Source organism: Kordia periserrulae (genome assembly GCF_003054265.1).
GTDB classification, from domain to species: domain Bacteria; phylum Bacteroidota; class Bacteroidia; order Flavobacteriales; family Flavobacteriaceae; genus Kordia; species Kordia periserrulae.
In genome coordinates this window covers 1-1,703 of record NZ_QBKT01000025.1, presented here as the reverse complement: position 1 = coordinate 1,703, position 1,703 = coordinate 1, and the positions used below count along the sequence as shown (strand labels likewise).

Here is a 1,703-nt window from a genome sequence, read left to right as displayed (position 1 = left end):
GTGGATTCGCCTGCAAAGCCTACCAAACCTTCTTCTGATACTGTACCATCAAAGTCGCCTAAGTAGTTAAACAGAATTCCGCCCTTGCTATAGGTATAGGCTTCTGGAGTCTCACTTAAATAGCGTAAAGCTCCGTAGCCAAGTCCACCATCAGGTACTTCGCGTAGCATGTCTTTGGTGTCTCGAAGTTGAACTCCCAACTCTGTTGCCACTTCTAATTTTAATGGATAGAGACTGGTAAACCAGCCGATGGTGCGACTGATATCTAATCCTGTCAAGACTTCCTCACGGCCGTGACCTTCCACATCGATATATACCTTTGAGCTATCATACTGATTTCCTAATACTTTTGAGAGACAACCAAGAAGCACATCTTGTAATTCTGTGCCATATATCCCATGAATCTCTTGAGATAGACTTTTGGTGAGTTCTCCTGTAAGACTGGTACTCTGTGTCTCTAAGGTACCCGAGAGTGTCTTCGGGTCTTTAAAAACACTGTACTCTTTACTGATTTCTTGCCAGTAGTGTTGCTGGCTTTCTGATAAAGATGCTGCATAGGCTGATAAACCGTTTGACCATTGGCGAAGCGAACTCTGCTTTGCTGGTAGCTGGTAATTTTGATTCGATAGTAGTTGTTCCAAATCTTCCAAAACAATACGCCATGAAACACCGTCAATCACCAAGTGATGCGCTACAATAAACAGGCGGTCTTTCTTGGTATCTTGTGGATAGGCGATTTTTACAAAATAAATGAGCGGTCCAGCACTTAAATCAAAGCTTTCTTGATAACCTTGACATAGCGCTGTTAGTGCCTTTTCATCAGCTGCGATTTCTTCCTTATAGTAGTTATCCATTTCTGGCTGATAGAAACCTTGTCCGTCTTTGTAGCTACTGCGTAGGATATCGTGATGGTCTATCAGTTTGGAGAGGCTGCTTTGAAGAGTTTCACTTGATAAATCTTTTGGAATGCTCAGTAGTACCGATTGATTGTAGTGATGCGGCGCTAGGTGATTGGCTTCTATAAATCGATGTTGAATCGGTAGTAACTCAAAGTTACCTTCTAACAGTCCTGTTTCTACTAAAACCGTCTCTGATGCGCCACATACCGATAGCAAGCCTTTGACAGTTGGATGTTTGAAAACGTCTTTTACTTTAAAGTGATAGCCTTGTTGTTTGCTGCGACTCATCAGTTGAATTGCCTTGATCGAGTCACCTCCCAATTCAAAGAAACTCGTTTCTATACCGATAGGACGTATTCCTAATAAACCTTCCCAGATAGCAACCATTGCCTTTTCATCCTTGGTCTGTGCCTCTTGCTGTCCTTCTTGATGTGTGATATGAATGGCTGGTAGTTGTTTTTTATCCAATTTACCATTGCTTGTCAGTGGAAATTCTAAGAGCGTTTGGTAATGGCTCGGTACCATATAACTTGGCAATTGTTCTCCTAAGTAACTTTGTAATGCCTGCGTGTCTAGTTCAATATCTTCCGATTCGATGTAATAACACACCAAGTGCTCTCCTTGACCAATGGTGGTTTTAATAACCACTGCCTGTGAGATGCCATCGTAGTTCTCCACCACACGTGTAATTTCTCCTAGTTCTATACGATAACCGCGGAGTTTGATCTGACTGTCTTCTCTGCCTAGGTATTCTATGTTTCCATTTGCATCCCAACGAGCTACATCGCCCGTGCGGTAGAGTTT

1 protein-coding gene is annotated in these 1,703 nt (G+C 42.5%); it reads right to left on the bottom strand.

Features of this window, described 5'->3' with window-relative positions; all coding sequences use genetic code 11:
- A partial coding sequence (locus C8N46_RS20020; protein ID WP_146169917.1) for a condensation domain-containing protein occupies positions 1 to 1,703 on the bottom strand: 1,703 nt, incomplete at both ends.